Here is a 26,585-nt window from a genome sequence, read left to right on the forward strand (position 1 = left end):
TCATTAAAGGAGAACCATTATGAGAACTTTAGTCCTTTTACGAGGTCTCCCAGGTGCAGGTAAATCAACTTGGATCAAAGAACAAGGCTTAGAACCATATACATTATCAGCGGATCAAATCCGTCTGTTAACCCAGCCTCCGCAGTTATCAGTCAATGGGAAACCGGAAATTTCAAGCAAACATGATCATAAAGTCTGGTCTTTATTATTTGAACTCCTCACAGCCCGAATGGAACGAGGAGACTTTACTGTCATTGATGCAACACATGTCACAAGTAAGTCCATTTCGCAGTATAAATCATTAGCTACTTCATACCGCTATAGAGTGTATGTCGTCGATTTTACGCAAGTGCCTCTTGAAACATCCCTGCTGCAAAATCGCGGTCGAGAGCCGCACAAAGTAGTGAAGGAATCTGTGTTATATCAAATGAATGAACGGTTAAAGACAGAGAAGGTGCCTTCATGGGTAACCGTTTTGACGCCTGAGGAATATCCAGCCATTATGACTTATCAGCCCAGGTCTTTTGATCAGTATGAGGCCATTCACGTCTTCGGTGATATTCACGGCTGTTACACGGCTCTAAATACTTATTTGCAAGGAGACTTGAAAGAAAACGAGCTTTATATCTTTGCAGGTGATTTGCTTGATAGAGGAATAGAAAACAAGGAAGTTTTAGAATGGATGCTGGCACATAGAGAATGCCGCAATGTGATCGTCATTGAAGGAAATCATGATCAGCATCTTTACAAATATGCGCATGAAGAAAAAGTGAGAAGCAATATGTTTAACCGTCATACTGCGCCTGAAATTGCGGAAGCAGGTTTTGACCTAAAAGAGTTAAGGAAGTTTGTCAGAACATTTCATCAGCTCACCTATTTTACGTATCATGGTCAGACATTTCTTGTCACCCATGGTGGGCTTGCTCATTTGCCAGAAGAGCTTCTGCATGTCTCAGCGCAGCAGCTTATTCACGGAGTAGGTGAATATTCAGATGACATTGACCACTTATTTGTGCAAAATACTTCTGGATTAGATATCATTCAAATTCATGGTCATCGCAATTTATATAGACTGCCTATCCAAGCGGCGGAAAGATCTTATAATCTCGAAGGTCAGGTTGAATTTGGCGGACAGCTGCGTGTGTTAAAAATCACAGCAGGCGGGATTGAGACACATGAAATTGACAATCCTGTCTACAGAGCTTCTGAAAACAAGCAACCGGTCTTTGTGCAGCCCAATGTGACGCTGGATGATTTTTTAGCCCATTTAGATCAGCATGAATATGTACAGGAATTAAAGCTGCCACACGATATTTCATCTTTTAATTTCACCAAAAAAGCATTTAGTGAAAGACAATGGGATGAAATAAATGTCAAAGCAAGAGGGTTGTTTATCAATATGACTTCAAAGCAGATTGTGTCTAGAAGTTATAATAAGTTCTTTAATATTGATGAACGTCCTGAAACCAGAATGCAGCATCTAGTGAATCATCTTCAATTTCCTGTGACGGTCTATGATAAAGCAAATGGATACTTAGGTACGGTTGGGTTTAACGATATAAAAGATGAACTGGTGTTTACGTCCAAATCGTATACGTCACATGTGAAGCAAAATCAGCATGCTGCTTGGGTCGAAGAGCTATTTTATGCGACCTTTGACGATGTGCAGGTCGATTACATCAAATCATACGTACGCGACAACCATGTATCCCTTGTATTTGAAGTCATTTTGCCAGAGAAAGACCCGCATATTATCACATATGATCATGATCAACTCATTTTACTTGATATCGTGAAGCGTCAGCTGAGCTATGAAAAAGAACCATTTGCTGAAGTGAAAAGGCTCAGTGAACAGCTTGGCATGCGGTGCAAACAGCAAGTGGCAGTGTTTCATGATTGGACCTCTTTCTATAAATGGTATCAATCTGTATCACATGATGACACAATCAAAGAAGAAGGCTATGTCATTGAGGATAACAGCGGCTTTATGACCAAGTTAAAGCTTCCTTATTATCAATTTTGGAAGCAAATGCGATCCATTAAACAGCGTGTTGCAGATAAGCGCTCCACCCAAAAATATATGCAGGCTTTGCAAACAGCAGAGCAAGCAAGATTTTATACATGGTTGCTTGAGCAAGATCCAGTAAACGTGAGAAACTGCTCAATCATTGAGCTGCGTTCACAATTTGAGCAAACGGAAGCGGGCCATTTGAATAATGACGGAATAAATGCATAGTCTAACAAAGAGTCTTTTCTAAAGAAAAGGCTTTTTTTCATGAAATCGAAAGGTGGAAGCTGAAATGCCAGATCATATTGAAGTCATTCTTCGAACCATATTTGCTTTTGCTATTTTATTCGGCGGTGCCCGTCTTCTTGGAAAGCAAACCATTGCGCAAATGAATATTTTTGATTTCATTGCAGCGATCAGTCTAGGTTCAATTGCGGCGAACCTGGCGTTTAATACTACGCTTCCGCTTCATCACACAACCATATCTTTTGTGTCACTTGTCATCATCATTTATGTCATTTCTTTGCTTGCTTTAAGAAGCCGGAAGATGAGAGGTTTTATGGCCGGTAAACCAACGCTTGTGATTCAAAATGGCAAAATCCTTGAAGAGAATATGAAAGGAATGAGGTATACACTTGATTATTTAAATCAACAGCTCAGAGAAAAGAATGTGTTTGACATTAGTGAAGTTGAATTTGCAATGATTGAAACAGATGGGCATATGTCAGTGAAAAAATACCCTTCATTTGATTATGTCACGCGAAAAGATCTTAACCTGTGGAAGCAGGCAGAGCGTTACATGCCCATTGAAGTCATTATGGACGGAAAGCTCATTTTGAAAAACCTTCAAGAAAACCAATTAACGGAGCAGTGGATCTATGAAGAACTTCAAAAAAGGCAGCTGTCTTTAAAAGACATTGTTTATGCGGTTCGTTCAAGTAATGGCAGTTTATATATTGATACATATGACGATCACATCCATTCTCCAATTGACCAAGAATGAACATATAGTTCAGACGACACCCACGCGTCACAGAACTGCCAATATTTATAAGTCGTTTGGATGTCATCTATCTAGGTATCATTTCTCAATTATTATTATTTTCAGAAAATGTAGTGACGGAGAAAAATAAGTATGTTTAAGTATAAATAGAAGAATTTAAAATATCAATATAATATACATCAAGCGGAATGAACATTCATTCCTATTAAAACGAAAGGAGAGGATGAAATGCCCGCAGCAACTACTGATAAACAGGAGCAGATTATGAAGGCTTCTCTGGACTTATTTATTGAACGGGGTTTTGACGGTACAACGATGCCGATGATTTCGAAAAGAGCCAATGTTGGAGCAGGAACCATTTATCGTTATTTTGATAGTAAAGAGGCTCTTGTGAACATTTTATACCAGCGAAGCCTGATTGCATTTATCGACAAGGTGAATACAAACAGTCCAGACCCTAAAGCAAGTATCAGGGCTTATTTCAAACATGTCTTTTACTGCTTAGTGCTCTTTACAAAAGAGAATCCAAGTGGTCTGTACTTCTTAGAAATTGACAAACGCTCACACTATTTAGATGAGACAAGTAAAGAGAAGATGCAGCAGCTATTAAATGAGCTATTTCATATTTTTGAAGAAGGCAAAAAGGATGGAATTCATCCAAATCTTTCAGGGAGAACGATTTTATCCATTGTATTTGGAGCGTTCGTTCAGCTTCATAAACAGATTCTAGCAGAGGAAATTGAGCCAACGATTGAATTTTTAGAAGATATTGAGCAATGCTTATGGCGTGCCATTAGCGTTGCATCATAAAGAAATAAAGGGAGTGGGCACATGCAACAAACATCAATCATTCCAAAACCAAAAACATACGGACCTTTAAAAAATATTCCTCATATCAAAAAAGGAGAGCTTTCTCAAACCTTTTGGCGGCTGGCAGATGAATTAGGGCCGATCTTTCAGTTTGAATTTTCAAAAGCAACAAGTATTTTTGTTTCCAGCCATGAACTTGCCAAAGAAGTATTTGATGAGAGGCGTTTTGATAAATTCATTGGAAGCAGTCTCAATAAAGTGAGAACATTTTCAGGGGATGGGTTATTCACAAGTTGGACAGAAGAGCCGAATTGGAGAAAGGCTCATCACATCTTGATGCCGGCGTTTAGCCAGCAGGCCATGAAGGGCTATCATGAGATGATGCTCGATATTGCCACACAGCTTGTACAAAAATGGCAAAGAACGGGCCGTGATGAAGAAATTGAAGTAGCAGAGGATATGACAAAGCTCACTTTAGATACGATCGGGTTATGCGGTTTTGATTTTCGATTTAACAGCTTTTATAAAGAAAATCAACATCCATTTATTGAAAGCATGCTGAATGGCTTAAATGAAGCGATGGATCAAGCAAGTAGATTGCCGGTCGCAGATAAATTAATGATCAAAAGAAGAAAAGAATTTGAACAAGATGTTGATTTTATGAAGCAATTAGTAGATGACATTATTCAAGAACGGAAAAAACAAGATAAAACGGGCAATGATTTACTTTCTCTCATGCTACATGCAAAGGATCCTGAAACAGGTGAACGCCTGTCAGATGAAAATATCCGTTATCAAATCATTACCTTCTTAATAGCAGGTCATGAAACAACAAGTGGATTGTTGTCATTTGCGATTTATTTTTTACTAAAGAATCCAGACAAATTAAAAAAAGCCGTACAAGAAGCAGACGACGTGCTGCAAGGCGGACTGCCGACATTTAAGCAGGTTCAAAAACTAAGTTATACGCGTATGGTCTTAAACGAAGCACTTCGCCTCTGGCCGACGGCGCCTACGTTCTCTCTTTATGCGAAAGAGGATACAGTCATTGGAGGGAAATATCCGATCAAAAAAAACCAAAGTGTCAGTGTGCTGCTTCCTAAAATACATCGGGATCAAGCGGTTTGGGGGGAGGATGCAGAAGAATTCAAGCCTGAACGTTTTATGCATCCTGAAAAAATTCCACAGCATGCCTATAAACCGTTCGGAAATGGCCAGCGTGCATGTATTGGGATGCAATTTGCCCTTCATGAAGCCACGATGGTTCTGGCGATGGTTCTGCACAACCTTGAACTGATTGACCATACGTCGTATGAACTGGATTTAAAAGAATCTCTGACGATTAAGCCGAATGATTTTAAAATCAAAGTGCGGCCAAGAAAGCAGCAATTCTTTATGGCGCCTCCGAAAGAAGAACCAACAAAAAGCACGGCATCTGCTGAAGTGAAAATAGCGAGTCATGGAACACCGCTATTGGTCTTGTACGGATCAAATCTGGGCACAGCAAAGCAGATGGCAAACGAATTTGCTGAAGACGGAAAAGCAAAAGGGTTTGACGTGACAACGGCACCGCTTGATGATTATACTCGAAAGTTACCAGAGTCAGGCGCAGTTTTAATTGTAACGGCTTCATACAACGGTCATCCGCCTGATCATGCGAAACAGTTTGTGGATTGGGTGACGCAGGATGAGGAGCAGGATCTATCAAACGTGACATTTGCAGTCTTTGGGTGTGGGGATCGAAATTGGGCGAGCACGTATCAGCGTATTCCTCGTCTGATTGATGAAGCACTTGAAAGAAAAGGGGCGAAGCGTGTAACGGATATTGGTGAAGGCGATGCGGGCGGTGATATGGATGAAGATAAAGAAACATTCCAGAAGACAGTCTTCAATGAGCTTGCAAAAGAATTCAAATTAACCTTGCAGGAGAAACGTCAAGAAAAGCCAAACCTATCCATTGCATATACGAATGAGCTAGTGGAACGTCCTGTTGCTAAAACATACGGTGCCTTTTCAGCTGTTGTATTGAAAAATCAAGAATTACAATCTGAAAAAAGTACCCGCCAAACAAGGCATATCGAACTTCAATTACCTGAAGGCAAGCACTATAAAGAAGGAGATCATATCGGAATCGTGCCAAAAAATAGTGCAACACTCGTTCAGCGAGTGACCGATCGTTTTAAGCTCGATCCAGAGCAGCACATGATACTCTCTTCGGAAAAAGAAGCAAGTCATTTACCATTAAATCAGCCAATTCAAGTCGGAGAATTGTTGGCGTCACATGTAGAGCTACAAGAGCCTGTGACACGTACTCAGCTAAGAGATCTTGCAAAATATACGGTATGCCCACCTCATCGTATTGAACTTGAACAAATGGCGGGAGAAATTTATCAAGAAGCTGTATTAAAGAAGCGTGTGACCATGCTGGATTTACTAGAACAATACGAAGCATGTGAACTGCCATTTGATCATTTTTTAGCCCTTTTACCAGGATTGAAGCCTCGTTATTACTCGATCTCCAGTTCGCCAAAGGTAGATGAAAAGAGGCTTAGTATCACAGTAGCTGTTGTGAAAGGAAAATCATGGAGCGGACGCGGTGAATACGCAGGCGTCGCATCAAACTATTTATGCGGACTGCAAGAAGGAGATGAAGTGGCCTGCTTCCTTCATGAAGCTCAAGCAGGATTCGAATTGCCGCCTTCTCCTGAAATACCAATGATCATGATTGGACCAGGAACAGGTATCGCCCCGTTTAGAGGGTTCATTCAGGCAAGGGAAGCATGGCAAAATGAAGGGAAGTCGTTAGGTGAAGCCCATCTTTATTTTGGCTGCCGCCACCCGCATGAAGATGATCTGTATTATGACGAAATGCAGCTTGCACAAGAAAAAGGAGTCGTCACCATCCACCGTGCTTACTCTCGCTACGAGGAGCAAAAAGTGTATGTCCAGCACTTCATTAAAAATGATGGAGCCAAGCTCATTGAATTGCTCGACAAAGGCGCCTACCTGTATATTTGCGGGGATGGAAAGGTCATGGCACCAGATGTCGAGGCAACACTTATTGAACTGTATCAGACTGAGAAACAGTGTGCGAAAGAAACAGCTGAACAATGGCTGACATCTTTAGCCAATGACAACAGATATGTAAAAGATGTATGGAGCTGATCATGTTGAAAAGAAGACAAAGGGCTAAAATAAATCACATTTTAGCCCTTCGTCAACAATCTTGAAACCGCCAAAATGGCGGTTTTTTCTTTTTTCATAGAGAGATCGCTAGAATAAATATTTGGAAGATACGAAACACCTAATTTACAAATGAAATATTTTGTAAAAAATAAGAATATTCTCTCATTTACTCCAATATGAAACAATCGTATCATTTTTGATATAGGATATAAAGGAGGAATATGATGAAAAAGGTGAAAAGAATAATCCCTTCTCTACTCGTTTTTGGTGCTTTAAGTGTGCCTAGTTTTGCCCATGCAGCTTCTGATTCAGTACTTACGTCTGATTATGACATGGTGACTTCTGACGGAAAGGTGATTTCTTCAGCTGACTTCCACAACGATATGAAAACCCCCTCATCCTTTGACAAAGTGGATGATCTCTCTTCTACTATTGGCGAAAAAGTAAAACCACTCACAACATATTTAAAAGACTTTCAAACAAAAGTAGTCATTGGAGACGATGGTAGAACAAAAGTGACGAATACAAGAGTAGCACCCTACAACTCTATTGCTTATATTACATTTGGTGGGTCTAGCTGCACCGGAACACTCATTGCTCCAAACAAAATATTGACAAACGGACACTGCGTCTACAATACAGCCACAAGAAGCTATAGTGCAAAAGGGTCTGTCTACCCAGGCATGAATGACAGCACGGCCGTGAACGGCTCAGCAAACATGACCGAATTCTATGTACCAAGCGGATATATCAACACGGGGGCGAGTCAATATGATTTTGCCGTCATTAAAACAGATACGAACATTGGAAATACGGTCGGCTACCGCTCTATTCGTCAAGTGACAAATCTAACAGGTACAACGATTAAAATTTCTGGATATCCAGGTGATAAAATGAGATCGACTGGCAAAGTGTCACAATGGGAAATGTCAGGTCCAGTCACGAGAGAAGATACGAATCTCGCATACTATACGATCGATACATTTAGCGGAAACTCTGGCTCTGCGATGCTAGATCAGAACCAACAAATCGTCGGGGTCCATAATGCGGGTTATTCAAACGGAACGATCAACGGCGGACCAAAAGCGACTGCTGCCTTTGTTGAATTTATCAACTATGCGAAGGCGCAATAAAAAATAGAACAATCAGCTTGTTTCCTTTACAGGGGACAGGCTTTTTTGATTGTCAAATGCAGAAAAGTTTCTTTTTTTGTTCATCACTATTTCATATTTACAAGCTATGCTGAATGAAATAAATGAAAAAGAAAGAAGAGATATGAGTGAAAAATAAAAAAATAGATATGATATTGTTGTTGATTTTATTGATTGCAGCTTTTCTCTACACTTATCAAATTTGGCAGAATGACAGTGCCAATCAATATTATTTAGCTGCAGTCAAAAGTATGTCCAAAAGCTTCCATCACTTTTTTTATGCCTCATTTGATGCAGCTGGATTCGTATCAATTGATAAACCACCCGTCGTTTTATGGATTCAAACCATCAGCGCACTTATTTTTGGCTTTCATACATGGAGTGTGATATTGCCGCAGGCACTTGCTGGAGTGGGGTCTGTTCTTCTTCTTTATCTCATGATAAAACCGGCTTTCGGTCAAGGTGCTGCAAGGGTGTCAGCGGCCGTTATGGCTCTCACACCAATTGCCGCAGCTGTGAGCAGAACAAACAATATAGACAGTATGCTCGTCTTCACATTACTTGCGGGTACATATTTCTTAATGCGTGCTGTAAAAAGCGGAAAGATGCGCTGGCTTCTTATGGCCTTCGCTTTGGTAGCGGTAGGATTTAATATGAAGATGCTGCAAGCGTTTATGGTCGTTCCAGCATTTATTTTCTACTATTTCATTGCTGCTCGCGTACCGTTAAAAAAGAAAATTTTCTCTCTCTTATGCTCGATCGTCGTATTAGCCTGCTTATCTCTATCGTGGGCAGTTGCTGTAGATATGACAGCTGAAAGTGAGCGCCCTTATGTGGGAAGCAGCCAAACAAATTCAGTGTTAGAACTTGCCTTTGGTTATAACGGCACGGAACGGCTGCTTGGTCAGACGACAGGGAAATCCTTTGGTGACATGAACCAGCAAGCAGGTATGATGATGCCAGACAATTCTGGATTAGGGAATTCGTCAGAGGATCAGTCAAACAGAAATCAGCCGCCTCCATCCCAAAATCAAATGATGCCACCTCAACATGGTTCAGGTAGTGGTTCTCCGCCTGGAAGTGCTGTAGGTCAACAAAGTATGAATATGTATGGCACTGGGAATCCCGGTATATTTCGTTTATTTCAATCTGCATTGTCAGGTCAAATCAGCTGGATGCTGCCATTTGCTTTGTTTGGGCTTTTAGGGATGATCATCAGCTGGTGGAAGGAGAGAAAAGCTCAATTAAATGAATGGAAACAAACGATGTTTTGGACAGCATGGCTGATTCCTGCTGCCGGATTCTTTAGTATTGCGGGTTTCTTTCACCATTACTATCTCATTATGCTTGCCCCGCCTATTGCAGCACTATGCGGCATAGGAGCTAAGAAGATGGGAGAGTTATTTAAGGCAAACAAAGGAGTATCTGCGTATTTGCTTCCAGCAGCAATCGCTGTTACAGCCATCTTCCAAGGGTATATTTTGAGTAACTATACGACTCAAATCAGTAGTATTTGGATGTATGCCATTGCGATTGCTGGAACAAGTATCGCTATCCTATTGCTGATGTACAGAGAAAAACAATTGATCATGAAACGACTGCTCATCACTGCTTTGACAACGCTGTTACTGTTTCCAGGTTTTTGGTCCGCCACCCCAATCATATATGGTGGAAATGCTGTTCTTCCAGAGGCAGGTGTACAGCTGGCTAGTTCACGAGGAGGGAACATGTTTACATCTAGTGTCGATCAAGGCTTACTCACTTATTTAAAGGCTCATCAAACAGGTGAAACGTATTTATTTGCAACGCTTACGACTGTTACCGCAGCGCCATATATCATTGACGAAGATGAGAATGTCATGGCTTTAGGCGGTTTTAATGGGACAGATCCTATTTTGAATGTCAACAAATTAAAAGCACTTATTCAACAAGGAAAGGTGAAATACTTTTTATTACCAGACAATCAGTCATCAGCTAACAGCAAATTGGTTAGCTGGATTAAATCACATGGTACAGTCATCTCATCTGAAGAATATAAACGATCCACATCAGCTGAAGAGGGGATGCCATCCGAGATGTCTTCACAAAACGAAACATTATATAGAGTAGATGAAATATCTTAAGTAGAACAAGGCGAATGATGAAGAGATCATTCGTTTTTTCTTATGGATCAGTATCCAGGAAGATTCAGCTCATGTTTTTCACATGTCATCACTCAGCCACTCATACATTAAAAATGACTCATTCCCTTCAAGTCAACATCATTTCATCAAAAGTATGAGGAGGTCACGAGCTTTTGAAGATGAGAAAAGGCTGGATCGCTGCTGTCGTTCTTTGTTTTGTCATTTGGATGGGTGCGTTATTAGGTGGTTTTGGAGAGGATCGTTCCGCAAAAGGAGCAGATCGTTATGATCATGTGATTCAATTTCCTAAGGAACGGTATCCTGAAACAGGCAGTCATATTCAAGAAGCTATTCGAAAAGGGCACTCAGACGTGTGTACCATTGACCGAAATGGGGCAGATGCCCGCAGGCAAGAATCATTAAAAGGAATTCCCACAAAACCTGGTTTTGACCGGGATGAATGGCCGATGGCGGTGTGTCTTGAAGGAGGAAAGGGGGCAAGCGTTCAATATGTCAGTCCATCAGATAATAGAGGCGCTGGTTCATGGGTCGGGCATCAAATCAGCGGGTATCCTGACGGGAAACGAATTTTATTTATTGTCAAATAAACATAGACAAGAGGCTCCTTGAGAGGGGGCTCTTTTTGTTCAACAGGAGCGTATTCGAGCTAGCAGGTACAAAAGATTCAATGGTACAATCAATCCATCAGGTACAAAGACTGACAAGTAGAAAATGTGAAGGGACATATGCTTATGGAAAAGAACCGTGCATTATACGATTTTTTCATGCAACATGCAGAGAAACTGACTGAAACATGGTATGAATCAATTGAGGATGATGATCCAGAATCCATTTATCGTTCAACAGATTCCAGCATCATAGCAGAGCTTAAACGGCAAAATCAAGATTATTATCAGCATTTTATCCGCGCACTTATTGAAGACAAGACGTATTTACATACGAAATTTAAAAAATGGTCTGAAGACTTAGCAAGTGATCCGAAGCACTTGAACACACCATTAGATTACGTCGTGAGAGAATATATGTCCAATCAAAGAGTGGTTCTTCATTACTTAAAAGAGTTTATAAAACAGCATCAAGGTGATATTGACATTGATCGAATATTTTATTGGTATGATTTGATATCTGAGGCATTTAACATTTCGATTCATGTCTTTATTCAGCAATATGTGAAAAATACCACCAAAAAACTCGTTGCACAAAGAGACATGATTTATGAGCTGAGTTCTCCAGTCATTGTGTTAAAAAGTCATGTTGCCTTATTGCCTTTAGTTGGAGATATTGACACTGCGCGAGCAAAGATTATCTTAGAAAATACATTAAAACAGTGTTCGCAAAAAGGTGTTCAACATTTATGTATTGATTTATCAGGTGTCGTCATCATTGATACGATGGTAGCACATCAAATCTTTGATCTTGTCACGTCACTTCGGTTAATTGGGGTTGATACGACCATTTCAGGGATTAGACCAGAAATTGCTCAAACGGCTGTACAGCTTGGACTTCCTTTTAATGAATTTCAAACGGCTTCATCACTTGCTCACGCTTTAGATCGTATGACTGAATTTTCATCCATATAAAAACCAGGCCTAGTAAACGGCCTGGTTTTTATTTAGATCACAGCGTCAATTTTTGTTACTTTCCACTCGTTTTGTACTTTCTCGAAAGTGACAGTACGTTTTACTTTGCGTCCATCAAGTGTTGGAACTGTGAATTCGTATGTGCGGATTGTACTTTTCTTAGAGACGAGTTTAGGTGTTGCCTTATCCCAATTAAGCATATTGTCTCCGTCACCAACTGGCACAGCCATTTTTCCTTTATGAACGATGAACTGATAGTCTTTTAAACCGTGAGTAATGGCATCTTTTGTGAAAACTTGAGATAGATAGCTGTTTAGTTTTTTCTTTGTATCAAATGTTTTAGACAGGTAGTTGTAAGTCATATCTTTATAAGTAAATGATTTTAATTTGTAATCTGAATGCTCTTTAATGTTGTAGCCTGACATCGCACTCCAAAAGTGTTCTCTTGCATCAAGGGCAATATGTAACGCTTCTTTATTTGTCAAAGCGGCTGATTTTTTGGAAGCGGCCAGTGTTGTTGTTTGTAATGAGATCATAAGCATAATAGCGGTTAATAAAACAAATAATTTTTTCAAGGCGATTGCCTCCTTTTCTCAATGAAAACTTCTTATGTTACAAATGTTACAATAGTTACAGAGATATTACAAGTATTAAATCTAAATGTTTTTTATTTCTTTTCTTTCTATCTATATAACGTTTGAGGGAGACAAAAAGTTTTCATTTTTTTATTTTTTTCTTCCTCATTAGTATTTAACCGTTCTAAAGAAGAATAAAACGTCTTTTGGAAAGATTTCTATTTGTCTCCTCAACACTCTTTTTTTATGTATGACATATACTGTCGTGATGAATGTCTAAGAAAGTGGTGTTTAGTATGTATAATCCATATGAAGGTACGTGGAATGGGTACTTGTACGATCGGCAGGTACAAAGCATGCCGGCGTTTCCTATTTCTCAAGTTGGAGGATTTCCCGGTTTGCCATTCGGAGGGACTGGGCAAGGTGCAGGAGGACAATCGGTCCCGCCAGCCCCGCCGCAGCATATCATCTCGCAATATCAACAAGCAGTCTCTCAGCCTCAAAGTATGCAGCCGCTCATTGCGGGGCAGAGTGTAGGCGGAAGCCAGCAAACGGTTCAATTTGCAGCTGGATGTAATAGAAGGTGGACCATTGTGTTCCTTAGAAACGGTCAAGTATTTCTCATGTATGTTCTTTCCTCGCAGCCTTTTGGCCGTACAACGGGTTTCATATGGCCGAACTTTACATTTGGCTCGTTCCCAAGCTCCAGTATTCTTGCATATTCTTGTTCATAAAAGAAAAAGCCGGCTCTCATCAGCAATTGATGAAATACCGGCTTTTTTTAATGAATATTTCTAAATACGCCAATCACTTTACCTAGTATACTCACATTCTGTAAAATAATCGGTTCCATTGATGGATTCTCGGGCTGTAATCTAAAGTGTGTATCTTCCTTATAAAAACGTTTCACTGTTGCTTCATCTTCTTCTGTCATAGCCACCACAATATCTCCATTGTTGGCAGTGCTTTGCTGACGCACAATGACGTAGTCTTTGTCCAAAATACCTGCATCAATCATACTTTCTCCCATAATTTCAAGCATAAATACTTGTTCATCTGGCGCTGCAAAAGTTTCTGGAAGTGGGAAATATTCTTCTACATTCTCAACAGCCGTGATAGGCAAGCCTGCTGTGACTTTTCCGATGACTGGAACATTCATTACAGCGCTTTTTGGAATATTCATTTCCTCTTCATCTAGTACTTCGATCGCTCTAGGTTTCGTTGGGTCTCTTCTAATTAAACCTTTCGTTTCTAGTCTAGCTAAATGTCCATGGACAGTTGAGCTGGATGCTAGACCGACAGCTTCGCCAATTTCACGAACGGATGGGGGATAACCCTTGCTTTTTACTTCTTCTTTTATGAATTTCAGGATATCGAGTTGTCTTTTTGATAGCTTCGTCATCTTTTGCACCTCAAAACGTCAATTTTAAAGAAATTATAGCATGTTTTTCCTAACAGTACAAACATAGGTTCGAAAAAAACGTTTGACAGAAACGTTTGTTCGTATTTATAATGAGTGTCAGAAAGAACGAACACACATTCTATTAGGAGAGATGACATTATGAGGTTAAAGGAATCTATTATTTTTATTGGGCTATTCTCATTCATCGTTGGCATATTTCTCTCACTTATTGCAGTCACTAGCCATAATGATCCAAATCAATATGTTAAAATAGAGGTTCAATCAGGTGATACTCTTTGGGGATTAGCTGATCAAGTAAACGACAGTAAATCAATCGATAAAAATGCTTTTATTGACTGGGTAACTGAACACAATGATCTCGCTTCAACTGACATCCAGCCGGGAGATATCCTTGTGATTCCAGTTAAAAAAGAGCATCCAGTCGTATATCAACTTGCAACAGTACAGTAGAAAGGTCGATTGAAGACATGAATGCAATCATTTATGCGAGAGTAAGTACTGCCAAAGAAGAGCAAGAAACCTCGCTTAAAAGACAAGAAGAAGAACTGCTTGCTTTAGCTGCAGCGCACAAGATGAATGTAGTCAAAGTGATTAAAGAAAAAGCGAGTGGATACGATCTTGATCGTGACGGTGTTTTTGACATGCTGGCTGCGCTGAAAGAGGAAGAAATCGATGCTGTTCTCATTCAAGATGAGACACGCCTTGGAAGAGGGCAGGCGAAAATCGCTCTTCTTCATTGTCTGTTTAAAGAAAAAGTCAAGGTGTACAGCGTATTTCATAGAGGAGAGCTTGAGCTTTCAGAAGCAGACGAAATGGTCATTGAAATTGTAGGCGTTGTAGAAGAGTATCAGCGTAAAATTCATAATTTGAAAATTAAGCGTGGGATGAAAAAAGCTGTTGAGCGAGGGTATCAACCCGAACTAAATTTAAAACACCAAGAACAGGCGCCTGGCCGCGAACGTATTGAAGTACCGATTTCTGAAATTGTTCGATTAAGAAAAAACAACATGACATTCGCTGAAATTGCAGTGACATTGCAGGCACTTGGTTTTGACATTTCAAAAGCAACCGTCCATAGAAGGTACCAAGAATATGAAAAAGGGCTTGCGACTTAAAGCGTGATTTGTTGTAAAAATGACTGATATTTAGTAGTATGTAGAGAAAATGTTTTAAAGGAGTTTGTCATGATTTCTAAAGAACAGCTTGCAAGAATCAATGAGCTTTCAAAAAAGTCGAAAGAAGCCGGTTTGTCGGACGCTGAGAAAACAGAACAGAAGCAATTAAGAGAGGAATATTTAAAGGCTTTTCGTTCTTCTATGAAAAATACACTCAAAACCGTGAAAATCGTCGATCCAGAAGGAAACGATGTCACACCAGAAAAATTAAAAAGAGAAAGAGACCAGAATCTTCATTAAAGGTCATCATTTCTTTATTTTTGAAAAGATGGGAGGAATATTCTCATCTTTTTTCATATTTGCATAAGTTTTTAGGTGATCGATAAACTAAATGTGACAAAATCCTTCTTTTTCGGCGTGAAATAGTTGTGAAAAAAGGACAGTAGATTTATGATAATGGTGTACACAAGATACGGAAGGGGATTTATATGGAAACGATTGAATTGAAATCTATTGCAACAATACGTACTCTCTCCATAGACGCAATTGAAAAAGCGAATTCCGGTCACCCTGGAATGCCGATGGGCGCTGCACCAATGGCATACGCTTTATGGACGAATCACTTAAACGTAAGTCCGCAAAATCCAAATTGGTTTAACAGAGACCGTTTTGTGTTATCTGCGGGACATGGCTCTATGCTTTTATATAGCATGCTTCATTTAAGCGGATACAATCTGAGCATCGAAGATTTAAAACAATTCCGCCAATGGGGAAGCAAAACACCTGGACATCCTGAGTTTGGACATACAGAAGGCGTAGATGCGACAACAGGTCCTTTAGGACAAGGGATTGCGATGGCTGTTGGAATGGCACTTGCAGAAAGACATCTTGCAGAAACGTATAACAAAGATAACTTTAATGTTGTGGATCACTATACATACAGCATTTGCGGAGATGGAGACTTAATGGAGGGCATTTCCTCTGAAGCTGCTTCACTTGCTGGTCATTTAGGCTTGGGCCGTTTAATTGTTCTTTATGATTCAAATGACATTTCTTTAGATGGCGACCTCGATCGTTCTTTCTCTGAAAATGTGAAGAATCGTTTTGAAGCGATGAATTGGGAAGTTCTTTATGTAAAAGACGGCAATAACATTGACGAAGTGACGGCTGCCATTGAAAAAGCCAAACAAAGTACAGACAAACCTACACTTATTGAAGTGAAGACGACGATCGGTTTTGGATCTCCAAACCGTGCGGGAACGTCTGGGGTGCACGGTGCACCGCTTGGCAGTGAGGAAGCGAAGCTAACGAAGGAAGCTTATTCTTGGACGTTTGAAGAAGATTTCCATGTACCTTCTGAAGTGTACGATCATTTCAAAACAGCTGTTAAAGACGCTGGACAGAAAAAAGAAGCAGCGTGGAATGAACTGTTTGAGCAATATGAAAAAGAATATCCAGAACTAGCAGCTCAGCTGAAGCTTGCGATTGAAGGAAAACTTCCTGAGAATTGGGATCAAGAGGTTCCTGTTTATGAAGCAGGTTCAAGCCTTGCCTCTCGTGCTTCTTCTGGAGAAGTATTAAATGGCATTGCAAAACAAGTACCATTCTTTATTGGCGGGTCTGCTGACCTTGCTGGATCAAATAAAACAACAATCAAAGATACAACTGACTTTGGCAGAGAGAATTACGCTGGCAGAAACATTTGGTTTGGTGTGAGAGAATTCGCAATGGGTGCAGCATTAAACGGTATGGCACTTCACGGCGGACTTCGTGTATTCGGCGGAACATTCTTTGTTTTCTCAGACTATTTAAGACCTGCCATTCGTCTTGCTGCATTAATGGGACTTCCTGTCACTTATGTATTTACGCATGACAGCATTGCGGTTGGGGAAGATGGACCAACGCATGAGCCAGTTGAACAGCTCGCTTCATTACGTGCGATGCCTAACCTTTCTGTGATTCGTCCAGCTGATGGAAACGAAACAGCTGCAGCATGGAAAATTGCTGTATCTTCAACGAATAAACCGACAGCGCTTGTTCTTACTCGTCAAAACCTTCCAACGATTGATCAAGCACCAGAGAAGGCGTATGAAGGCGTAGAAAAAGGTGGATATGTCGTCGTTGAAGCAGCTGATGCACAGCCAGAAGCTCTTCTACTTGCTTCAGGATCTGAAGTAGGTTTAGCCATTGAAGCGCAAAAAGCACTTGAAAAAGAAGGCATTCGCGTTTCTGTCGTGAGCTTACCTGCATGGGATCGCTTTGATGAGCAGTCAGACGAATACAAAGAGTCCGTTCTTCCTAAAGCAGTGAGAGCACGTGTTGCAATCGAAATGGGTGCTTCACTTGGCTGGGAACGTTACACTGGCCTTGATGGCGATGTGATTGCGATTGATAAATTTGGCGCTTCTGCACCAGGCGAAACCATTATTGAAAAATACGGTTTCACTGTCAGCAACGTGGTGAGCCGCGTAAAAGCAAAGCTGAATAAATAATCAGTCTCCAAGCATCATGCTTTTTTGCAGTCGGTTTGCAGAGCTTTTCACTATGCTCTGCAAACTTTTTTCTTTTTTCTTGTTTTTTTGACAAAACTAGTTTCTTCTTGCTTCATATATAGACAATTCTTTCTTTCACATTTTTGTATAATACAAGCAATAAGCGAGATTGACGAAATGTGAAAGGAAGGGATAGACATGGAACGCCATTATTATATTTATTGGATTGAGGATGAGTTTGCTCATCATTATTTTGGTAGAGAATCTATTTTGTTTCATTTGTTTGAATCGTTACACTGGACGAACCGCAGTGATGACGAATTAGTCATGCTTGTTAAGCAAGTGGATTATGTAACAAAACGAATCCCTGCTTTTCATATGCACCAGCGTTTAATGAACAATTTAACCAACATTCACTATACACAAATAGGCTCAATATACAGTGCATCGCTGCCAGATGGAAAAGGCACAGCCGCATTCATTATAAAAGACCGTTACATTCAAATGTCTGCCACAGGCAGTTATGAGGCAGAAGCGGTGTTTTTTGAAGTACTCAGAAAAATTAGTCCTTGTTTCCTGGCTATGGACTTTGGATCAAAGAAGCATGGGTGGCTCAATCCGGTAAAAGTGATGAATTTTGTTTAAAAAAATAAAATTGAACGTGAAATGTTGTATAATAGCCTTTTGTTTAGTACACTTTATACGAGACAACATGAAGGAGGAAGAATTATGGATTTATGGGTTGTCATCCTTGTAGGCGTTGTTGCACTGCTTGCAGGAGTTGCACTCGGATTCTTTATTGCTCGTAAGTATATGATGAGCTACTTGAAAAAGAATCCACCAATTAATGAACAAATGCTTCGAATGATGATGATGCAAATGGGCATGAAACCGTCCCAAAAGAAAATCAATCAAATGATGAAAGCCATGAACAACCAAGCGAAATAATACGTACGTTATTATGATCATAGATGGAACATGGTCCCTAAAGATTGGACAAGCGATGTCCTTTCTTTATTGAAGTCACCTTCATCAGACGCATAAAACCACTGTACTTGCATGAATAAAGCAGGGAAAGTGGTTTTTATTTTGCCGTGAACCGTCCGTTAAAGACAAAACAAAAAACCCCTGTGAGCAGAGGTTTTCGTTTCTTTTATTGTCACACATATCAACTTTTCTAAAATCGTGCGGCATTTGTTTCTATCTTGAGATATCATTAGTTGGCTGAGTTTGAGTGTAAGTGTCGTTGATATTGTAAGAGGAGATGATCTAGCTGCTGGCTATGTTCGATGGTCACTGTTGATGTCATCCCATTATGCAAGACAACTTTCATCAACTCTTCTCTTTTTTCTTCAATTTGAGTTAATAATGATGTTTTTACCAAAGTCATGTTCCTTTCATGCAAATCTTGATAAAAAGAATCGGTTCTATTATATCCATTTTAAGGTTTATTTTCAAATTTAAAGGGTTTGGTATCTTGATGTCAAATTAAATTATATAAGGTTTTAAGAGATTAGACCATCTTTATTGAGATGATGTAAAAAAAATGAAATGAATTTGTCATCTCTTATTGTATATTGTAAGAAGGGGGTGTTCTTTTGTCAGATTTGAATTACTTTTTAGCGTTTGGAGCAGGGTTTCTTTCTTTTATCTCACCGTGCTGTCTGCCACTTTATCCAGCCTTTTTATCCTATATTACGGGCGTTAGTATAGATGAAGTGAAATCTGAGAAGGTGATGCTGAGAAGGAGAAGTCTTCTTCATACATTATTCTTTTTAATTGGGTTCTCTCTCATTTTTATTGCCATTGGATTTGGGACATCGTTTGTTGGGAAGTTTTTCATTGAATATCAAGATGCGATTCGTCAAATCGGTGCCATTCTCATTATTTTCTTTGGCTTTATGATTCTTGGTGTATTTCAGCCTTCTTTTTTAATGGGAGAAAAGAGGTTGCAGTTTAAAAATCGTCCAGCCGGTTTTTTTGGATCGATTCTCATCGGAATGGGTTTTGCTGCTGGTTGGACACCATGTACCGGCCCGATTTTATCAGCTGTCATCACACTTGCCAGCAACAAGCCAGAGTCCGCTGTGACCTACATGATTGCGTATGTATTAGGTTTTGCTATCCCATTTTTTGTTCTTTCCTTTTTCATCACAAAAATGGCTTGGATCAGAAAGCGTCAGCAGCTCATTATGAAAACTGGCGGGATTATTATGATCGTGGTAGGAATCTTGCTGTTCTTTGATCTTCTGACGTGGATCATTATTATGTTCTCATCATTATTTGGAGGATTTACTGGTTTTTGAAATCGTTTTCTACAGTCGCGGCGAATGGTTTTTTTTCGTCAATTGGAGTATATTATACATAGGCTGACCTTAAAGAATAAAGGAATGATTTGATATGATGATCATAATTTCTTCTATAGTGGCGGTATGTATGGCGGTAGCCGTCATGTTTATTCGCATTAAATCATCTGCAAAACCTGCAACCGCGAAAAAAATTATTTTACCTCCTATCTTTATGAGCACTGGTGCACTGATGTTTTTTGTGCCAATGTTTCAAGTAACTGGAGCTGAATTTTTAGAGGCGATTACTGTAGGGATGTTTTTCTCTATCTTTTTAATTAAAACATCGAAATTTGAAATTAGAGGCAATGAAATCTATTTGAAGCGTTCAAAAGCATTTGTGTTTATTCTCATTGGGCTTCTTGTCCTTCGTATCGGAATGAAGACGATTTTAAGCTCTTCCATTGATTATGGTGCGCTTAGCGGGATGTTTTGGATTCTAGCCTTTGGCATGATTGTCCCTTGGCGGGTTGCGATGTATTTGTCGTTTAGAAAGATGTCTAAACAATTAGATGTGCAGCATGCCCAAATAAATTAAACCTCCTTTTTAAAAAGGAGGTTATTTTAATAAAGATTCATATGGTGAATGGTCGATCTTTTTTTCTTGAAGGCGCTTTAGTAGAAATTTATGATCCCGCTTCGGTGTAGCGATAATATAGCCGCGAATGATTAAGTCTAAATTAATGCTGGCCGCTTGTTCTTTAAGTGCCAGCTCGCCAATTTTACCGGCGATTTTTTCTTTGGCGACATCTCTAAACAGCTCTGGAACCGGTAATACTAGCTCATTTAATAGCTGTTTGTCTTCATCGCGCCATAGGTGCAGGCTCTTTTGAATATATTCATCCTGCCAATCAAGCTCTGATTTCCCGTCTTCTTTCGGCAATCGTTTTAAAAACTTGCGAAACATAAAAAAGCCACCGATTGCTAGTAATCCAATCATCACTGTACCCCAAAATAAAATGAACCACAAAAACCAGCCGCTTAACATGTTCTCACTCCCTATATCCCTTCTCTCTATTCTATTTTACATGAAGGGAAGGTAGAAGAAAATAACAAAAATGTATGAGTTTTTTCTCTATAAACGCCTTTTTTGATCAAGAGGCGCCCATTTACTAGAATGACCCAAACCATTTAGTAGAAAAGGAATACATTATTGTATAGCGACTCTACTATTTGGCCATGGTGGTTCGCACAAGGTATTGACTTGAAACGAACGGAAGAGAGCCCGCCTGTATACAGGCGGGCTCTTAATGTTTGAAGTGTGGCATTTGAAAGGAAAATGCTCCGTCTTGACGATGGGCATCCTTTTTGATTTTGATTGATATGATTCTGTTTTCGTAATCTGTATCAATGTCTTTGTCATTCAAATAAAAAGGGAGCATGACACTTTTTTCAATCGGCTGTTCTCTTTCATCAATCAAATAAGCGAGGATGAGCTCACATCCGGAAAAGGTCAGTTTTAAATCAGTGATCGATAGGGTGGAGAGGTCGATTTCAATAATATAATCACGGCTCGTTTCATAAAGATCTATTGGGAGCTGTTCGTCATACCATGCAAAAGGATCGTCCATTAATACACTCAGCCAATCATCTATTTCAAGAAAATCAGAGGAATTCACTTGCTTTTCATTCTCCATAAACACTCCTCCATCACATCTCATAATAAATCATATGATAAAAGCTGAAATGTGTGAAAGACCTAAAACATCCCGTTTGGTCACGGGCTTAAGAGAGAATGTTTACATATCATGATGTGAATTGTGCTTTTGTCTTGTATGGTTGCGATTTTTCACTTTTTTACTGCCTGATAGTGGCTCAGGCTGCCCGCCTTGATGCTCTTTAGGAGAGTTTTGACGTATGTCTTTCCCTGTGTTTTTGTTCGTCATCATTTCTCACTCCTTTCTTATTGGTTTTTTTTACGCTTTTTATTGTTTTGCTTTTGTTCTTCTGTTAAAACGAGCTGATCATTTTCTATATAACCTGCACCATTTCCTTGGCTTTTGGCTGCGTTCATGCCGTCAATGACATGATTTGCTTTTCTTTTTGTCATGTTCTATCACCTCAGCATTAGTATGAACCCGTGCTGCTCAGTTTATGAAGAGTAATCATTTCCTCATGATAAGCTAAACTTATTGAATTTAATAAAAGCATTGTTATTTACTTATGTATGAATTTGTTTTAAGATGAAATTGTGAGAAAATTGTGGTGAAATACGACGATTTTTCTGAGAATTGAAATTGATCTTGATCATCAAAAGGGGGATTTTGGACATGTCGAAACAGCAGCAAGTCGCTAAACAAGACGCTTTTCAATCTAGAAAAACGTTTTCGACAAATGGGAAAACGTATCACTATTATTCGTTAGAAGCACTAGAGAAACAAGGAATCGGAAATGTTTCTAAGCTGCCTTATTCCATTAAGGTACTTTTAGAATCAGTGCTTCGCCAAGTAGACGGTAGAGTGATCAAGAAGGAACACGTTGAAAACTTGGCAAAATGGGGAACTGCCGAGGTAAAAGAAATTGATGTTCCATTTAAACCTTCTCGTGTTATTTTACAAGACTTCACGGGTGTACCAGCCGTCGTTGACCTTGCTTCTTTAAGAAAAGCAATGGCAGATGTGGGCGGAGACCCAGATAAAATCAACCCTGAAATTCCAGTTGACCTGGTCATTGACCACTCTGTACAAGTCGATAAAGCTGGAACTGAAGATGCATTAAACATTAACATGGATTTAGAATTCGAACGTAACGCAGAGCGTTATAACTTCCTTAGCTGGGCAAAGAAAGCGTTTAACAATTATCAAGCTGTTCCGCCTGCAACAGGGATCGTTCACCAAGTGAACTTAGAGTATCTTGCAAGTGTTGTTCATGCAATCGAAGAAGATGGCGAGATCATCACTTACCCAGATACATTAGTTGGTACTGACTCACATACAACAATGATTAACGGTATCGGTGTACTTGGATGGGGCGTTGGCGGTATCGAAGCAGAAGCTGGTATGCTTGGTCAGCCTTCATACTTCCCAGTACCAGAAGTTATTGGTGCTAAATTAGTTGGAGAGCTTCCAAACGGAACAACTGCAACTGACCTTGCATTAAAAGTGACACAAGTTCTTCGTGAAAAAGGCGTAGTGAACAAGTTCGTCGAGTTCTTCGGACCTGGTGTTGCACAATTGCCGTTAGCAGATCGTGCAACAATTGCAAACATGGCGCCTGAATACGGTGCTACTTGCGGATTCTTCCCAGTAGATGAAGAAGCTCTTGCTTACCTTCGCCTTACTGGACGTGATGAAGAGCAAATTAATATCGTTGAAGAATATTCTCGCGCAAATGGCTTATTCTATACGCCAGATGCAGAAGAGCCAATCTTTACTGATGTTGTGGAAATTGATCTTTCTCAAATTGAGTCAAACTTATCTGGTCCTAAACGTCCACAAGATTTGATTCCACTTTCTCAAATGAAAGAGACGTTCCATAAACACATCGAAAGCCCAGCTGGTAACCAAGGGTTTGGCTTAGAAAAATCAGAGCTAGACAAACAAATCGAATTTGATCTAGCAAATGGTGAAAAAGCTGTGATGAAGACAGGTGCGATTGCCATTGCAGCGATTACGAGCTGTACGAATACATCGAACCCATACGTCTTAATCGGAGCAGGTCTTGTTGCGAAGAAAGCAAGTGAGCTTGGCATGAAGGTGCCAAACTACGTGAAAACGTCACTAGCGCCAGGTTCTAAGGTTGTAACAGGATACCTCGTGAACTCAGGACTTCTTCCATACTTAAGAGACCTCGGATTTAACATTGTTGGGTATGGCTGTACAACATGTATCGGAAACTCAGGACCGCTGGAAAAAGAAATTGAAGATGCTGTCTCTGAAAATGATCTGCTGATCACTTCTGTTTTATCAGGTAACCGTAACTTCGAAGGTCGTATCCACCCGCTTGTAAAAGGAAACTACCTTGCATCTCCACCATTAGTTGTGGCGTATGCACTTGCTGGTACGGTGAATATTGATTTAACAAAAGATCCGATCGGTGTCGATAAAAATGGCGAGAACGTTTATTTCAATGACATTTGGCCATCAATGGATGAAATCAACAGCGTCGTGAAAAGCACTGTCACACCTGAGCTATTCCGTTCAGAGTATGAAACTGTTTTTGACAACAATGACCGCTGGAATGAAATTAAAACGACGGACGATGCATTGTATAAATGGGATGAAAATTCCACATACATTGATAACCCGCCATTCTTCGAAAACTTATCAGTTGAACCTGGTAAAGTTGAACCACTTAAAGGATTGCGCGTAGTGGCGAAGTTCGGTGATTCTGTCACAACGGACCATATTTCTCCTGCTGGAGCGATTGGTAAAGACACACCTGCAGGTAAATACTTGCAAGAAAGAGGCGTATCGCCTAGAGACTTTAACTCATACGGATCTCGCCGTGGTAACCACCATGTTATGATGAGAGGTACTTTTGCAAACATCCGTATTAAGAACCAAATCGCACCAGGAACAGAAGGCGGGTATACAACGTACTGGCCAACTGGTGAAGTAACATCCATTTATGATGCATGCATGCGTTATAAAGAAGATGGAACTGGTCTTGCGATCTTAGCAGGTAAAGATTACGGAATGGGTTCTTCTCGTGACTGGGCTGCAAAAGGAACAAATCTTCTTGGAATTAAATTCGTTCTAGCGGAAAGCTTTGAGCGTATCCACAGAAGTAACCTTGTCTTCATGGGTGTACTTCCTTTACAGTTTAAAGATGGAGAAAGTGCAGAAACTTATGGACTAACAGGAACAGAAACATTCGAAGTAGATGTTGATGAAACAGTTCGTCCGCGTGATCTTGTCACTGTAAAAGCAATTGATACAGATGGCAACGAGAAAACATTTGAAGTAATTGTTCGCTTTGACAGTGAAGTCGAAATTGACTATTACCGTCATGGTGGTATCCTTCAAATGGTATTGCGTGAAAAATTGGCAAGCAACTAATAAAGCAAAGAAGAGAAGGCGCTTAGACAGCTTTCTCTTCTTTTTTAACATAGTGGAGGATCAATCATGTGGAAAAAAGGAATGGCAAGCGCTGTTTTACTTGTGTTGATTGGTTTACTTGCATGGAATGTATTCGGACCAAAAGAACCTGCCATCGGTCTTGAAACAGGGGACAAAGCCCCTGATTTTGAGCTCAAAACCCTTGATGGCAAAACGGCATCGTTATCTGATTATCGAGGGAAAAAAGTACTCCTCAATTTTTGGGCGACATGGTGTAAGCCTTGCCGAACAGAAATGCCAGATCTAGATGCAATTAGAAGTGAAAATGACCAAGTTGAGGTACTAGCGGTGAATTTGACGAACACTGAAAAGAGTGTGGATCACGTCGCCTCATTTATTGATGAACTTAAGGTCAGTTTTCCTGTTTTATTAGATCAAAAAGGTATTCAAGCGAGATATCAGGTACTTTCCTATCCGACGACATACATACTAGATGAAAAAGGGCGTATCCTGTCTGTAAAGCATCAAATGCTCACAAAAAAAGAAATTGAAAAAGAGCTGGATCTATAATGATTCAGCTCTTTTTGCTTATTTTCTAAATGTTTTGGCGAAAATGGTATGAACAGAGTGGAGGTGGTGATAGACATGAGAAGAAGAAAGCGCCGTACATTTGAAGAACTTGTGCTTGAAAATAAAAAAGAATTATTAAGCAATGAGGAATTTTTAAACCAGCTTGAAGAAAAGTTGGAAGAGCGATTTAGACAGAAATAAGTTATGATTTGTCCTTTTTCGTTCATCCTAAAGAAGAGGGAGGGATGAATGATGGGTAGAGAGCATGATAAACAAGCGCAGTTTACACCAGACCATTTAGGGACAAAACCTGTAGCATACAAACGAAATAAAGGCAAAAAGATGCATAATAAATCGAATGAACAGCCTGATGTGATACAGACGAAGGGCGAATAATAGGAGGGAAGCATGATGAATGACAAGTCATATCAATCCAATCCAGATGATCGTTCTGACAATGTTGAGAAGCTGCAGGATATGATTGAAAACACACTTGAAAATATTGATGAATCTGAAGCAGCAATGGGTCTTTCAACAGAGGAAGAAAAGCAGATGATCAAGCAAAAAAATGAAAACCGTAGAACAAGTATTGACGCAATGCGTTCTGAAATAAAGGACGAGGAAGCAGCAAGAAAGAGCGGTTACACTGAATAAACCAGGGATTCCTGGTTTATTTTATTGCCTCTTTTTAGAAGAACCATTTGGAATGTGGTAAAATGTCAGAGACGTTAGGTTTTGATAGGAGAGCGATGAAAACGTGTATGTATCTAGAAAAGAAATAGAAGTCCGTTATGCAGAAACAGATCAAATGGGCATTGTGTATCATGCCAACTATTTAATTTGGATGGAAGTCGGTAGAACAGCGTTAATTAAAGAATTAGGCTTTTCCTATGCCCAGTTAGAGGCAGACGGTGTCCTTGCACCTGTTGTCGATCTTCAGGTTCAATATAAGAAACCACTACTGTACGGTGAAACGGCTACAGTTCACACATGGATTGAAGAATATAACGGCGTGAAAACAGTGTATGGCTATGAAATACAAAAACCTGATGGACAAACGGCTATTACAGGGACCACCTCACATATTTGTGTGGACAAAGAAACCTTTAGACCGATTCAATTTAGAAAAGCTTTCCCTGCATGGCACAGCGTATACGAACAGTCCAAGAAGCAGGTTTGATTC

The 26,585-nt window shown here is 39.9% G+C and carries 30 protein-coding genes; 23 read left to right on the forward strand and 7 right to left on the reverse strand.

All coding sequences use genetic code 11. The features are described from left to right. Positions 1 to 19: 19 nt before the first annotated feature. The 8 genes from NSQ17_RS08960 to NSQ17_RS08995 all read left to right on the forward strand — a co-directional run bounded on the left by NSQ17_RS08960 (position 20) and on the right by NSQ17_RS08995 (position 11,882). On the forward strand, positions 20 to 2,236 hold the full coding sequence (locus tag NSQ17_RS08960; protein ID WP_342468039.1) for an RNA ligase: 2,217 nt from the start codon (positions 20 to 22) through the stop codon (positions 2,234 to 2,236). Between the two features lie 64 nt (positions 2,237 to 2,300). Beyond that, positions 2,301 to 3,011 carry a DUF421 domain-containing protein gene (locus NSQ17_RS08965; RefSeq protein ID WP_047946233.1) on the forward strand — a complete coding sequence of 237 codons (711 nt, stop codon included), beginning with the start codon at positions 2,301 to 2,303 and terminating at the stop codon, positions 3,009 to 3,011. Between the two features lie 228 nt (positions 3,012 to 3,239). Further along, positions 3,240 to 3,821, forward strand: a complete 582-nt coding sequence (locus NSQ17_RS08970) for a TetR/AcrR family transcriptional regulator (RefSeq protein WP_058213736.1) — start codon at positions 3,240 to 3,242, stop codon at positions 3,819 to 3,821. Positions 3,822 to 3,842: 21 nt separating this feature from the next. Then, positions 3,843 to 6,986 carry a bifunctional cytochrome P450/NADPH--P450 reductase gene (locus tag NSQ17_RS08975; RefSeq protein WP_342468040.1) on the forward strand — a complete coding sequence of 1,048 codons (3,144 nt, stop codon included), beginning with the start codon at positions 3,843 to 3,845 and terminating at the stop codon, positions 6,984 to 6,986. Between the two features lie 245 nt (positions 6,987 to 7,231). Beyond that, positions 7,232 to 8,140 carry a trypsin-like serine protease gene (locus NSQ17_RS08980; protein ID WP_342468041.1) on the forward strand — a complete coding sequence of 303 codons (909 nt, stop codon included), beginning with the start codon at positions 7,232 to 7,234 and terminating at the stop codon, positions 8,138 to 8,140. Between the two features lie 146 nt (positions 8,141 to 8,286). Further along, the gene (locus tag NSQ17_RS08985; protein ID WP_342468042.1) at positions 8,287 to 10,281 is read left to right on the forward strand and encodes a glycosyltransferase family 39 protein; all 1,995 of its coding nucleotides are present in this window, start codon (positions 8,287 to 8,289) and stop codon (positions 10,279 to 10,281) included. A gap of 227 nt (positions 10,282 to 10,508) precedes the next feature. Further along, complete coding sequence (locus NSQ17_RS08990; protein WP_224559893.1) at positions 10,509 to 10,889, forward strand: NucA/NucB deoxyribonuclease domain-containing protein; 381 nt, start codon at positions 10,509 to 10,511, stop codon at positions 10,887 to 10,889. A 144-nt stretch (positions 10,890 to 11,033) separates the two neighbouring features. After that, a complete protein-coding gene (locus tag NSQ17_RS08995) occupies positions 11,034 to 11,882 on the forward strand; it encodes an STAS domain-containing protein (protein WP_017359585.1) in 849 nt (282 codons plus the stop codon). Positions 11,883 to 11,914: 32 nt separating this feature from the next. Here the strand turns inward: NSQ17_RS08995 and NSQ17_RS09000 are convergent, their stop codons facing one another. After that, entirely contained in the window at positions 11,915 to 12,457 is a 543-nt protein-coding gene (locus NSQ17_RS09000; protein WP_017359584.1) for an IseA DL-endopeptidase inhibitor family protein, read from the reverse strand. Between the two features lie 296 nt (positions 12,458 to 12,753). On the opposite strand from NSQ17_RS09000, the gene NSQ17_RS09005 reads away from it, so the two are divergent. Continuing rightward, the gene (locus NSQ17_RS09005) at positions 12,754 to 13,191 is read left to right on the forward strand and encodes a hypothetical protein (RefSeq protein WP_057079489.1); all 438 of its coding nucleotides are present in this window, start codon (positions 12,754 to 12,756) and stop codon (positions 13,189 to 13,191) included. Between the two features lie 47 nt (positions 13,192 to 13,238). On the opposite strand, the gene lexA is transcribed toward NSQ17_RS09005, so the two are convergent. Beyond that, a complete protein-coding gene (gene lexA, locus NSQ17_RS09010) occupies positions 13,239 to 13,859 on the reverse strand; it encodes a transcriptional repressor LexA (RefSeq protein WP_007499350.1) in 621 nt (206 codons plus the stop codon). A gap of 159 nt (positions 13,860 to 14,018) precedes the next feature. Between lexA and yneA the strand changes: the two genes are divergently transcribed. From yneA to NSQ17_RS09040, 6 genes are all read left to right on the forward strand, one after another. Continuing rightward, a complete protein-coding gene (yneA, locus tag NSQ17_RS09015) occupies positions 14,019 to 14,330 on the forward strand; it encodes a cell division suppressor protein YneA (protein ID WP_007499348.1) in 312 nt (103 codons plus the stop codon). A gap of 17 nt (positions 14,331 to 14,347) precedes the next feature. Beyond that, positions 14,348 to 14,995: a recombinase family protein gene (locus tag NSQ17_RS09020; RefSeq protein ID WP_017359583.1), complete on the forward strand. Its 648-nt coding sequence runs from the start codon at positions 14,348 to 14,350 to the stop codon at positions 14,993 to 14,995. A gap of 69 nt (positions 14,996 to 15,064) precedes the next feature. Next, positions 15,065 to 15,295 carry a DUF896 domain-containing protein gene (locus tag NSQ17_RS09025; RefSeq protein ID WP_008343816.1) on the forward strand — a complete coding sequence of 77 codons (231 nt, stop codon included), beginning with the start codon at positions 15,065 to 15,067 and terminating at the stop codon, positions 15,293 to 15,295. A 188-nt stretch (positions 15,296 to 15,483) separates the two neighbouring features. Next, positions 15,484 to 17,487 carry a transketolase gene (gene tkt, locus NSQ17_RS09030; RefSeq protein WP_041092713.1) on the forward strand — a complete coding sequence of 668 codons (2,004 nt, stop codon included), beginning with the start codon at positions 15,484 to 15,486 and terminating at the stop codon, positions 17,485 to 17,487. Between the two features lie 198 nt (positions 17,488 to 17,685). Continuing rightward, complete coding sequence (gene sirA / locus NSQ17_RS09035) at positions 17,686 to 18,132, forward strand: sporulation inhibitor of replication protein SirA (RefSeq protein ID WP_041507216.1); 447 nt, start codon at positions 17,686 to 17,688, stop codon at positions 18,130 to 18,132. Between the two features lie 84 nt (positions 18,133 to 18,216). Beyond that, positions 18,217 to 18,435 (forward strand): YneF family protein, encoded by a 219-nt coding sequence (locus NSQ17_RS09040; protein ID WP_003212379.1) that lies wholly within the window; start codon positions 18,217 to 18,219, stop codon positions 18,433 to 18,435. Positions 18,436 to 18,703: 268 nt separating this feature from the next. Here the strand turns inward: NSQ17_RS09040 and NSQ17_RS09045 are convergent, their stop codons facing one another. Further along, positions 18,704 to 18,871, reverse strand: a complete 168-nt coding sequence (locus NSQ17_RS09045) for an aspartyl-phosphate phosphatase Spo0E family protein (RefSeq protein WP_008343814.1) — start codon at positions 18,869 to 18,871, stop codon at positions 18,704 to 18,706. Positions 18,872 to 19,085: 214 nt separating this feature from the next. On the opposite strand from NSQ17_RS09045, the gene NSQ17_RS09050 reads away from it, so the two are divergent. Beyond that, positions 19,086 to 19,793, forward strand: coding sequence for a cytochrome c biogenesis protein CcdA (locus NSQ17_RS09050; protein WP_008343813.1), 708 nt, complete (start codon positions 19,086 to 19,088; stop codon positions 19,791 to 19,793). Positions 19,794 to 19,887: 94 nt separating this feature from the next. Then, complete coding sequence (locus NSQ17_RS09055; protein WP_342468043.1) at positions 19,888 to 20,370, forward strand: CcdC protein domain-containing protein; 483 nt, start codon at positions 19,888 to 19,890, stop codon at positions 20,368 to 20,370. Between the two features lie 21 nt (positions 20,371 to 20,391). Here NSQ17_RS09055 and NSQ17_RS09060 read toward each other — a convergent pair whose 3' ends face one another. The 4 genes from NSQ17_RS09060 to sspO form a co-directional block, all read right to left on the reverse strand. Continuing rightward, the gene (locus NSQ17_RS09060) at positions 20,392 to 20,820 is read right to left on the reverse strand and encodes a DUF2621 domain-containing protein (RefSeq protein WP_007499335.1); all 429 of its coding nucleotides are present in this window, start codon (positions 20,818 to 20,820) and stop codon (positions 20,392 to 20,394) included. A gap of 259 nt (positions 20,821 to 21,079) precedes the next feature. Beyond that, complete coding sequence (locus NSQ17_RS09065; protein WP_024719083.1) at positions 21,080 to 21,469, reverse strand: Hsp20/alpha crystallin family protein; 390 nt, start codon at positions 21,467 to 21,469, stop codon at positions 21,080 to 21,082. A gap of 102 nt (positions 21,470 to 21,571) precedes the next feature. Then, the gene (locus NSQ17_RS09070) at positions 21,572 to 21,718 is read right to left on the reverse strand and encodes a small acid-soluble spore protein P (protein WP_003211331.1); all 147 of its coding nucleotides are present in this window, start codon (positions 21,716 to 21,718) and stop codon (positions 21,572 to 21,574) included. 17 nt (positions 21,719 to 21,735) lie between these two features. Beyond that, complete coding sequence (sspO, locus tag NSQ17_RS09075) at positions 21,736 to 21,882, reverse strand: small acid-soluble spore protein O (RefSeq protein WP_017359581.1); 147 nt, start codon at positions 21,880 to 21,882, stop codon at positions 21,736 to 21,738. A 220-nt stretch (positions 21,883 to 22,102) separates the two neighbouring features. Between sspO and acnA the strand changes: the two genes are divergently transcribed. From acnA to NSQ17_RS09105, 6 genes are all read left to right on the forward strand, one after another. Next, the gene (gene acnA / locus NSQ17_RS09080; protein WP_008343808.1) at positions 22,103 to 24,832 is read left to right on the forward strand and encodes an aconitate hydratase AcnA; all 2,730 of its coding nucleotides are present in this window, start codon (positions 22,103 to 22,105) and stop codon (positions 24,830 to 24,832) included. A gap of 66 nt (positions 24,833 to 24,898) precedes the next feature. Next, on the forward strand, positions 24,899 to 25,402 hold the full coding sequence (locus NSQ17_RS09085) for a TlpA disulfide reductase family protein (RefSeq protein ID WP_008343807.1): 504 nt from the start codon (positions 24,899 to 24,901) through the stop codon (positions 25,400 to 25,402). Positions 25,403 to 25,477: 75 nt separating this feature from the next. Continuing rightward, entirely contained in the window at positions 25,478 to 25,603 is a 126-nt protein-coding gene (locus tag NSQ17_RS09090; RefSeq protein WP_003211002.1) for an FbpB family small basic protein, read from the forward strand. A 51-nt stretch (positions 25,604 to 25,654) separates the two neighbouring features. Further along, the gene (locus NSQ17_RS09095) at positions 25,655 to 25,798 is read left to right on the forward strand and encodes an acid-soluble spore protein N (protein WP_008357830.1); all 144 of its coding nucleotides are present in this window, start codon (positions 25,655 to 25,657) and stop codon (positions 25,796 to 25,798) included. A gap of 15 nt (positions 25,799 to 25,813) precedes the next feature. Then, on the forward strand, positions 25,814 to 26,056 hold the full coding sequence (gene tlp / locus NSQ17_RS09100; protein ID WP_017359579.1) for a small acid-soluble spore protein Tlp: 243 nt from the start codon (positions 25,814 to 25,816) through the stop codon (positions 26,054 to 26,056). Between the two features lie 103 nt (positions 26,057 to 26,159). Continuing rightward, positions 26,160 to 26,582, forward strand: coding sequence for a thioesterase family protein (locus tag NSQ17_RS09105; protein ID WP_178930214.1), 423 nt, complete (start codon positions 26,160 to 26,162; stop codon positions 26,580 to 26,582). Positions 26,583 to 26,585 lie beyond the last annotated feature (3 nt).

This window comes from Bacillus sp. FSL W8-0629, from assembly GCF_038593225.1.
Lineage (GTDB): Bacteria > Bacillota > Bacilli > Bacillales > Bacillaceae > Bacillus > Bacillus altitudinis.